General features: G+C 68.5%; 9 protein-coding genes, 1 tRNA gene, 1 pseudogene and 1 riboswitch. Of the genes and pseudogenes, 6 read left to right on the top strand and 5 right to left on the bottom strand.

The genetic code is table 11. The annotated features are described in order from the left end of the window. Positions 1-40 precede the first annotated feature (40 nt). Positions 41-110, top strand: a riboswitch (guanidine-III (ykkC-III) riboswitch). 33 nt (positions 111-143) lie between these two features. The 3 genes from sugE (at position 144) to ACFWBT_RS39275 (ending at position 1,821) form a co-directional block, all read left to right on the top strand. Further along, positions 144-464 carry a quaternary ammonium compound efflux SMR transporter SugE gene (gene sugE, locus ACFWBT_RS39285; RefSeq protein WP_351122592.1) on the top strand — a complete coding sequence of 107 codons (321 nt, stop codon included), beginning with the start codon at positions 144-146 and terminating at the stop codon, positions 462-464. Positions 465-811: 347 nt separating this feature from the next. After that, positions 812-1,705 carry an HNH endonuclease signature motif containing protein gene (locus ACFWBT_RS39280; RefSeq protein ID WP_385708553.1) on the top strand — a complete coding sequence of 298 codons (894 nt, stop codon included), beginning with the start codon at positions 812-814 and terminating at the stop codon, positions 1,703-1,705. Between the two features lie 33 nt (positions 1,706-1,738). Beyond that, positions 1,739-1,821, top strand: a tRNA-Leu gene (locus ACFWBT_RS39275). A gap of 55 nt (positions 1,822-1,876) precedes the next feature. On the opposite strand, the gene rdgB is transcribed toward ACFWBT_RS39275, so the two are convergent. The 4 genes from rdgB to ACFWBT_RS39255 all read right to left on the bottom strand — a co-directional run bounded on the left by rdgB (position 1,877) and on the right by ACFWBT_RS39255 (position 4,420). After that, a complete protein-coding gene (rdgB, locus tag ACFWBT_RS39270) occupies positions 1,877-2,479 on the bottom strand; it encodes an RdgB/HAM1 family non-canonical purine NTP pyrophosphatase (protein WP_385708550.1) in 603 nt (200 codons plus the stop codon). A 280-nt stretch (positions 2,480-2,759) separates the two neighbouring features. Next, a complete protein-coding gene (locus ACFWBT_RS39265) occupies positions 2,760-3,161 on the bottom strand; it encodes a hypothetical protein (RefSeq protein ID WP_385708547.1) in 402 nt (133 codons plus the stop codon). Positions 3,162-3,305: 144 nt separating this feature from the next. Next, positions 3,306-4,052: a ribonuclease PH gene (gene rph / locus ACFWBT_RS39260; protein WP_266759218.1), complete on the bottom strand. Its 747-nt coding sequence runs from the start codon at positions 4,050-4,052 to the stop codon at positions 3,306-3,308. Between the two features lie 134 nt (positions 4,053-4,186). Continuing rightward, the gene (locus tag ACFWBT_RS39255; protein WP_266759220.1) at positions 4,187-4,420 is read right to left on the bottom strand and encodes a PTS glucose/sucrose transporter subunit IIB; all 234 of its coding nucleotides are present in this window, start codon (positions 4,418-4,420) and stop codon (positions 4,187-4,189) included. Positions 4,421-4,594: 174 nt separating this feature from the next. Here ACFWBT_RS39255 and ACFWBT_RS39250 point away from each other — a divergent pair, with 174 nt between their 5' ends. Both ACFWBT_RS39250 and ACFWBT_RS39245 read left to right on the top strand, forming a co-directional pair. After that, entirely contained in the window at positions 4,595-5,881 is a 1,287-nt protein-coding gene (locus ACFWBT_RS39250) for a PTS transporter subunit EIIC (RefSeq protein WP_385708542.1), read from the top strand. Positions 5,882-6,166: 285 nt separating this feature from the next. Next, positions 6,167-7,417, top strand: coding sequence for a PTS transporter subunit EIIC (locus ACFWBT_RS39245; protein ID WP_385708539.1), 1,251 nt, complete (start codon positions 6,167-6,169; stop codon positions 7,415-7,417). A gap of 71 nt (positions 7,418-7,488) precedes the next feature. Here ACFWBT_RS39245 and ACFWBT_RS39240 read toward each other — a convergent pair whose 3' ends face one another. Further along, complete coding sequence (locus ACFWBT_RS39240; RefSeq protein ID WP_385708536.1) at positions 7,489-8,241, bottom strand: MBL fold metallo-hydrolase; 753 nt, start codon at positions 8,239-8,241, stop codon at positions 7,489-7,491. Between the two features lie 249 nt (positions 8,242-8,490). Here ACFWBT_RS39240 and ACFWBT_RS39235 point away from each other — a divergent pair. Beyond that, a pseudogene (locus tag ACFWBT_RS39235) lies at positions 8,491-8,611 on the top strand (type II toxin-antitoxin system PemK/MazF family toxin); the annotation flags it as partial.

The following is an 8,611-nucleotide window of genomic DNA, read 5'->3' as shown; positions in this document are numbered from 1 at the left end:
GTCCAGAGGGGCCGGTGACCATGGTCACCGGCCCCTTTTGTCGTCCTTTTGCTACGGTGGAGAGACCCCGACGAGACGCGTCGTACCGGGCTCCGCAAAGACGACGCACCCCCGTCCAGCCGTTGTCTCTCGGAGGTGCTCCCATGGCCTGGGTTCTGTTGATCGTCGCCGGTCTGCTCGAAGTGGGCTGGTCGATCGGAATGAAGTACACCGACGGCTTCACACGCCTGGTCCCGAGCGTGCTGACGGGCGCGGGGATCATCGCGAGCATGGTCCTCCTCTCCTACGCCGCGAAGTCGCTCCCGATCGGTACCGCCTACGGCGTCTGGGTCGGCATCGGAGCGGCGGGCGCGGCGATCCTCGGCATGACCATCCTCGGCGAACCGGCCACCGCGGCCCGCATCTTCTTCGTCTGCCTGCTCCTGGTGTCGGTGGTGGGGCTGAAGGCTACGTCGGGGCACTGAGGGACCCGCCGCAGCCGCGCCAGAAGCCTCCTGGGCAGACGTGCCCCCACCTCTGGGGAGACCTGACTGCCGGTCAGCAGCACGTCAAGGGAGGTGACCATCCGATCAACGGCTCGTTATTCCGTACGAGGCTGCGAACGCGCGGTCGAGGCAGGAGGTACATGAGCATGGGGAGTACGGCAGGACCTGGCGCGACGGCCGCGCCTGGCCACAGCGCACCAGAACGAGACCCGTACAGCAGGGAGCAACTCGCGCCGGTCGTCGCCGAGGCGCGCAACTGGACTGATCTGATGCGACGGCTCGGCCTCAGGTCGAGTGGGGGCCAACGCCGTGTGCTCCAGGAGAAAGTGGCGAATCACGGACTCGACACCAGCCACTTCGCCAAGCGCAGCCCGTGGCGCAAGTACCCCGATGCCGCCATCGCCGAAGCTGCCGCCTCGTCGTCCTCCTTGCGCGAAGTGGCTTTGAAGCTGGGCGCCACGCTGGCCACGGGGACGCTCTCCCACATTCGACGCCGCATCAGCGCGGCGGGAATTGATATCACCCACTTCCCGGGCATGGATCGCGCCGAACCAGGCCTGCCCTTCACCCCTGAAGAACTACGGAAAGCCGCAGCCACGGCCACCAGCGTGCATGGCGTGGCACGCACACTGGGGGTCCCGGACGACAGCCGCTCGCGAGCGGCACTGGGCCGCATGCTGGCGGCCCATGGCGTCGACATCGGACACTTCTCGCACCAGCGCGCACGGATTCCCGAGGACGAGCTCCGCAGTCTCGTAGCACGTTCCACCAGCTATGCCGACGTCATGCGCGGGCTCGGGATGAACGTCACGGACACCAATCACCGCCGGGTCCGGCGCGCAGCCTCCCGCCTCGGTCTCGACACCGGTCACTTCAAGCGCCGGGCCTGGGGACGGCCGGAGCGCCCGGCGCCTCCATCGATCGCGCACCAGGTGCTGGTCGTCATGCCGAACAAAGCCGGACGGACCAACAGAACCCGGCTCCACCGGGCCATGACCGAGATCGGGGTTTCTTACGCATGTACGAGCTGCGGCAACACCGGTGAGTGGTTGGGCCGCCGGATCACCTTGCAGATCGACCATGTCAACGGGGACTGGCGGGACAACCGCAGGGAGAATCTGCGGTATCTGTGTCCCAACTGTCATGCCCTGACGGAGACGTGGTGCCGCCAGAAGGGGCGAATGCCAGTCGCCGGGCGAGCTGCTCCCCCCGTAGACTGAACGCCGCCAGTCGAAGGCTATGACCGTTTTTGAGCGGCCGTGATGGAATGGCAGTCATGCTGGGTTTAGGTCCCAGTGGGTTCACACCCGTGTGGGTTCGAATCCCACCGGCCGCACTGCCGACGAGCCGTGGATCCAGTCCGCCAAGGACGGGTCCACGGCTCGCTTGCGTCAGCCCAACAGCTCCCGCACCACCGGCACCAGTGCCCGGAACGCCTTCCCCCGGTGGCTGATCGCGTTCTTCTCCGCCGGGGAGAGCTCCGCGCAGGTGCGGGTGTCGCCCTCGGGCTGGAGGATCGGGTCGTAGCCGAAGCCGTTCGTGCCGGCGGGGGTGTGGCGGAGGGTGCCGAGCAACTGGCCCTCGACGACGCGTTCCGCGCCGTCCGGCAGGGCGAGGGCCGCCGCGCAGGCGAAGTGGGCGCCCCGGTGCGGGGCGTCGATGTCGGAGAGCTGGGCGAGGAGCAGGTCCAGGTTGGCCCGGTCGTCGCCGTGGCGGCCGGCCCAGCGGGCGGAGAAGATGCCGGGGGCGCCGTTCAGGACGTCGACACACAGGCCCGAGTCGTCGGCGACGGCGGGCAGGCCGGTGGCCTGCGCCAGCGCGTGGGCCTTCAGCAGGGCGTTCTCGGCGAAGGTGACGCCGGTTTCCTTGACGTCGGGGATGTCCGGGTAGGCGTCCGCGCCGACGAGCTCATGGGCGAGCCCTGCGTCGGCGAGGATCGCCGTCAACTCGGTGAGCTTTCCGGCATTGCGGGTGGCGAGGATCAGGCGGGTCATGGTCGCCAGTATCTCCGAGTCCGGGCCCTGTTCGACCCCGCGTCAGGCCCCGGCCGGGTCCCCCGTCAGACCCCGAGCAAGGCCCTCTGTCCGAACCCGGGCAAGGCCCCTCGCCAGGTCCGGACTCATGCCCCCTGCCAGGTCCGGGTTCGGGCCCCGAGTCAGACCCCTTGCCAGGTCCGAGTCAGGCCCCTGCCAGGTCCGGGGCCGGGCCCCGCCCGATCCCAAACCGGGCCCCGCCCGGCGCCAAGCCGGGCCCCGTCCGATCCACCCGCACCCGCTACGGCGTGCACACCTTCGTCAGTTCGCCCGCCGCGTCCGTCACGGGGCTGATGTCGGGGGTGCTGTCGCCGTTCTTGACGGCCGTGCGGACGTTGGCGACGGCCTTGCTGAGGTCGTCGACCGCCTTGTTGACGTCCGCGTTGTCGGTCTTGTCGCCGATCTTGTCGAGGTTGTTCTCGATCGCGTTGAGGGACTCGTCGGTCTGCGTCGGGTCGTTCGCCGCGTTCTCGACCGCCTGTTGGAGGTCGGTGACGCTGTCGGCGATCGAGTCGGCGGTCTGTACGCAGTCGAGCGCCTTGCTCACGGCGTCGCAGCCGACGGCCGCCGGCAGGACGACGAGTGCGGCGGCGACAGCGAGTGCTGCGGTACGGCGACGATGGCGGTGGCGCGCGGCGGCCATGGAACGGTCCCTCCCCGTGGGCATGATGTGGCGCGGCCGCGCCGACGGCCGGTGCACCCCGCTGCGCGGGAGGCTCGGACCGCCCGACAGGGCCGGCGGGCGCGCGGCTGGACCGTACGCCCGTACCCCTAAGAACGCGAAAGATTAACGCGCGGTTGCCTCACCGGTCTCTTCGAGTACCGCGCGCTGGATGGCGGCGAGTTCGTCGCAGCCCCCGACGGCCAGGTCCAGCAGGGCGTTGAGCTCCTTGCGGTCGAAGGGCTCGGCCTCGGCGGTGCCCTGGACCTCGACGAAGCGGCCGTCGCCGGTGCATACGACGTTCATGTCGGTGTCGGCCTTCACGTCCTCCTCGTAGCAGAGGTCGAGGAGGGGGACGCCGCCGACGATGCCGACGGAGACGGCGGAGACGGTGCCGGTGAGCGGCTTGCGGCCGGCCCTGATCAGCTTCTTGCCCTGGGCCCAGGTGACGGCGTCGGCGAGGGCGACGTACGCGCCGGTGATGGCCGCGGTGCGGGTGCCGCCGTCGGCCTGGAGGACGTCGCAGTCGAGGACGATGGTGTTCTCGCCGAGCGCCTTGTAGTCGATGACGGCGCGCAGCGAGCGTCCGATGAGGCGGCTGATCTCGTGGGTGCGGCCGCCGATCTTGCCGCGGACCGATTCGCGGTCGCCGCGGGTGTTGGTGGCGCGGGGCAGCATGGAGTACTCGGCGGTGACCCAGCCCTCGCCGCTGCCCTTGCGCCAGCGCGGGACGCCTTCGGTGACGGAGGCCGTGCAGAAGACCTTGGTGTCGCCGAAGGAGACGAGGACGGAGCCCTCGGCATGCTTGCTCCAGCCACGCTGGATGGTGATGGGGCGCAGCTGTTCGGGGGTGCGGCCGTCGATTCGAGACATGGCGTCGAGCCTATCCGCACAGGGGTGAGGGGCTGCCCGCCGGTGGCGGAAACAGCCCCTCAAGGGTGAGCCGGAGTGTTTGAAGCGGTGTGTGGCTCGTGGGGAGCCGGGCCGGCTTCAGTGGGTCCGGTCGCTCACATCATGTCTTCGATCTCGCCCGCGATGGGGTCGGCGTCGGTGCCGATGACGACCTGGATGGCGGTGCCCATCCGGACGACTCCGTGCGCGCCGGCGGCCTTCAGGGCGGCCTCGTTCACGAGGTCCGGGTTGGCGACCTCGGTCCGGAGCCGGGTGATGCAGCCTTCGACCTCTTCGATGTTCTCGATGCCGCCGAGCCCGGCGACGATCTTCTCAGCCTTCGTGGCCATGTCCTACTCCCTGATCAGAACCGCTTTGTCGCAGTAACCCACAGTTGGCCCATCTTCGCGAGCGGCCGTGTCGTAGGTGCCGAATGATGGCGTTCACGACAGAGCGACCCGTCGTCAACTGGTCTACACCAGTCGGCCTGGAGTCGCCAAACCGGCTCGGCCCGGAGGACGCCCATGAGTGCCGTCAGCGCTGCCTCACCGGCGCGCGCCCGCTGGAACAAGGCCTTCCAGGGTCTGCAGAAGATGGGCCGCAGCCTTCAGTTGCCGATCGCCGTGCTGCCGGCCGCCGGCATCCTCAACCGGCTGGGGCAGCCGGACGTGTTCGGTGCGGACGGGCTCGGCTGGGACAACATCTCCAAGGTGATGGGCGCGGCGGGTGGTGCGCTGCTGGACGGTCAGCTCGGGCTGCCGATGCTGTTCTGTGTCGGCGTGGCGATCGGTATGGCGAAGAAGGCGGACGGTTCCACGGCGCTCGCGGCGGTCGTGGGCTTCCTCGTCTACTACAACGTGCTGCGCGCGTTCCCGGAGGACTGTCCGTCCGGGAGTGCCGCGATCAAGCTGGGCTGTCAGCTGGAGGACAACTCCGTCGTGGAGTTCACCTACCAGAATCCCGGGGTCTTCGGCGGCATCGTCATCGGGCTGCTGTCGGCGTTCTTCTGGCAGCGCTATCACCGGACGAAACTGGTGGACTGGCTCGGCTTCTTCAACGGCCGCCGTCTGGTGCCGATCATCATGGCGTTCGTGGCGATCGCGTTCGCCTCGCTGTGTGTGTGGGTCTGGCCGCCGATCGGTACCGCGCTGGAGAACTTCAGCGACTGGCTGGTCGGGCTGGGAGCGTGGGGCTCGGGCGTGTTCGGGCTGGCCAACCGGGCGCTGCTGGTGATCGGCCTGCACCAGTTCCTGAACGTGCCCATCTGGTTCCAGTTCGGCAGTTACACCAAGCCCGACGGCCAGGTCGTGCACGGGGACATCAACATGTTCCTGGCGGGCGACCCGAACGCGGGGCAGTTCCTCTCCGGCTTCTTCCCGATCATGATGTTCGCGTTGCCGGCGGCGGCGCTTGCGATCGCGCACACCGCGAAGCCGCATCGCCGCAAGGAGATCGGCGGTCTGATGCTGTCGGTGGCGCTGACGTCGTTCGTCACGGGCATCACCGAGCCGATCGAGTACTCGTTCCTGTTCATCGCGCCGTTGCTGTTCGCGGTGCACGCGGTGCTCACCGGCGTGTCGATGGCGGTGACGTGGGGGCTGGGCGTGCACGACGGCTTCAGTTTCTCCGCGGGTCTGATCGACTACGTCATCAACTGGAATCTGGCGACGAGGCCCTGGGCGATCGTGCCGATCGGGCTGTGCTTCGCCGCCGTGTATTACGCGATCTTCCGGTTCGCGATCACGAAGTTCGATCTGAAGACTCCGGGGCGGGAGCCCGAGGAGGAGGTCGAGGACACCACCAAGGCGTAGAGCTCCGCGCCAGGGCGGCGGTCTCTGGCGAGGAGGCCCGCCCGGGCCTCCTCGGCGGAGGCCGCTTCGCGAAGGGCCCCCGGACCTGTCGGTCCGGGGGCCCTTCGGCATGACCGGAACCAGTTGTTCCCGTTATGGCCGAGGCCACAAAATTCGTGCCTTCCTTATCCAGCCTTCACCGTGCTAGAACAGGTCTACACCACTGAGTGGTGTAGACCACGCGGCCGCTGCCCACCCCTGTTTCACCCTTCCCGTCCCCCGGCAGCGCCAGCACATGGAGGAACTATGAGCACCGCCACCGCATCGGCGGCACCCGCAAAGAAGCGGGGATCCGGCCTGTTCCAGGGCCTGCAGAAGGTCGGCCGCAGCCTGCAGCTGCCGATCGCCGTGCTGCCGGCGGCGGGCATTCTGCTCCGCCTCGGCCAGCCCGACGTGTTCGGCAAGGACGGCCTCGGCTGGGACAAGGTCGCTTCCGTGTTCGCCACCGCCGGCGACGCGGTGTTCAGCAACCTGCCGCTGCTGTTCTGCGTCGGCATCGCCATCGGCTTCGCCAAGAAGGCCGACGGCTCCACGGCGCTGGCGGCGCTGGTCGGCTTCCTCGTCTACAAGAACGTGCTGACCGCGTTCCCCATCACCGACGCCAAGGTGACCAAGGGCGCGGACATCGCCGCGACGTACAACGACCCGAAGGTCCTCGGCGGCATCGTCATGGGTCTGATAGCCGCCGTCACCTGGCAGCGGTTCCACCGCACCAAGCTGCCCGACTGGCTCGGCTTCTTCAACGGCCGCCGCCTGGTCCCGATCCTGATGGCCTTCATCGGCACCGCCGTCGGCGTGTTCTTCGGCCTGGTCTGGGAGCCCATCGGCGACGTCATCACCAACTTCGGTGAGTGGATGACCGGCCTCGGCGCCGTCGGCGCGGGCATCTTCGGCGCGATCAACCGCGCGCTGCTCCCGGTCGGCATGCACCAGTTCGTCAACACGGTGGCCTGGCAGGAGATCGGCTCGTACAAGGACTCCACGGGCGCCCTGTGGCACGGCGACCTGCCGCGCTTCTTCCACGGCGACCCGACCGCCGGGCAGTTCATGACCGGCTTCTTCCCCATCATGATGTTCGCGCTGCCGGCCGCCGCCCTGGCGATCACGCACACCGCCCGCCCCGAGCGCCGCAAGGTCGTCGGCGGCATGATGGTGTCGCTCGCGCTCACCTCGTTCGTCACGGGCATCACCGAGCCGATCGAGTTCGCGTTCATGTTCATCGCGCCGGTCCTGTACGTGATCCACGCGGTCCTGACCGCCCTGTCGATGGCCATCACCTGGGCCCTGGGCGTGCACCACGGCTTCAGCTTCTCGGCCGGTGCGATCGACTACTTCCTGAACTGGAACCTGGCCACCAAGCCCTGGATGATCATCCCGATCGGCCTGGTCTTCGCGGCGATCTACTACGTGGTCTTCCGCTTCGCGATCATCAAGTTCAACCTCGCCACCCCGGGCCGTGAGCCCGAGGAGGAGATCGAGGACCTCACGAAGGCGTGAGCCGTCCCTCCATACGGCCGAAGGCCCCCGGAACCACCTGGTTCCGGGGGCCTTCGGGTGCGCGGAAGCCGTCAGATCTCGTACGTCACCCGGGGCGCCGCGAGTTCCACCGGGCCCGTGTACGCCGAGCGGGCGTCGGCCAGGTTGGTCGCGGGGTCCGTCCACGGGGGGATGTGGGTGAGGACCAGGCGGCGGGCGCCGGCGCGGGCGGCGGTCTCGCCGGCCTCCCGGCCGTTGAGGTGGAGGTCGGGGATGTCCTCCTTGCCGTGGGTGAACGCGGCCTCGCACAGGAACAGGTCCGTGTCGCGGGCGAGTTCGTCCAGGGTCTCGGTCACCCCGGTGTCCCCGGAGTACGTCAGGGACCTTCCGTCGTGTTCCACCCGGATGCCGTACGCCTCGACGGGGTGGCGCACCCGCTCCGTGTGCACGGTGAACGGACCCACCTCGAACGTGCCCGGCTTGACGGTGTGGAAGTCGAAGACCTCGCTCATCGAGGACGCGGACGGCGTGTCGGCGTAGGCCGTGGTCAGGCGATGCTCCGTTCCCTCGGGTCCGTAGACGGGGATCGGGTCGCAGCGGCCGCCGTCGTGACGGTAGTAGCGCGCGACGAAGTACGCGCACATGTCGATGCAGTGGTCGGTGTGCAGATGGCTGAGGAAGATCGCGTCGAGGTCGTAGAGACCGCAGTGGCGCTGCAGCTCGCCCAGGGCACCGTTGCCCATGTCGAGAAGCAGCCTGAAGCCGTCGGCCTCCACGAGGTAGCTCGAACAGGCCGATTCCGCGGACGGGAACGACCCCGAGCAGCCGACGACGGTGAGCTTCATAAGAGCTGGAACCTCCGCGCTGACAGGAAGTGCAGAGAGTAGATGCGGGGTGCAGGTACTCGGTTGCAGATACGGGAACGGGGGTCGTGCGGTCCATCGAGCGTAAGGCGCAAAAGGGCCGGTCGCTCCTCCGCCAGGGGCCGTTGTGGGCGAACTCACCTGTGCTGTCACCGGTTCGGATGGACCTTGGGGCATCCGGGATCGCCACAGGGCGGGCGGGGGCACATGCGCGCCGGTACCTTCCTTGCTATGGACACGTCCTGGTGGCTCGCCCTGGCGGCGGTGGTACTGCTCGCGCTGGTCGCGACGCTGGTGGACGGCTGGGGGGTTAGTTTTATACTTCCGGCGGGGCGGACGAGTCCTAGTTGTA

The organism is Streptomyces sp. NPDC060027 (assembly GCF_042737005.1).
GTDB lineage: Bacteria > Actinomycetota > Actinomycetes > Streptomycetales > Streptomycetaceae > Streptomyces.
The sequence above is the reverse complement of the archived record's forward strand: the minus strand, read 5'-3'. Positions and strand labels throughout refer to the sequence as shown.